1 pseudogene is annotated in these 275 nt (G+C 54.5%); it reads left to right on the top strand.

Features of this window, described 5'->3' with window-relative positions:
* Nucleotides 1-275 (top strand): annotated as a pseudogene (locus MXD62_RS08610) (ornithine carbamoyltransferase); the annotation flags it as partial.

The following is a 275-nucleotide window of genomic DNA, read 5'->3' on the forward strand; positions in this document are numbered from 1 at the left end:
CTTTTGAGGTGGGAATGTACCAGCTAGGCGGCATGGGCATGTTTCTCAGCGACAAGGAGTTGCAGATCGGCCGCGGCGAGCCGATTAGCGATACCGCCAAAGTGCTCTCCCGTTACGTTGACGCGATCATGATTCGCACCCACGCGCATTCCTATGTGGAAGAGCTGGCTCACCATGCCTCCATCCCGATTATTAACGGATTGACCGATCAGTTTCATCCTTGCCAGGCGCTCGCCGATATGCTCACCATTTTGGAGCATAAAGGACAACTGCAG

It is taken from the genome of Frankia sp. Mgl5 (genome assembly GCF_023242985.1).
Lineage (GTDB): Bacteria > Actinomycetota > Actinomycetes > Frankiales > Frankiaceae > Parafrankia > Parafrankia soli.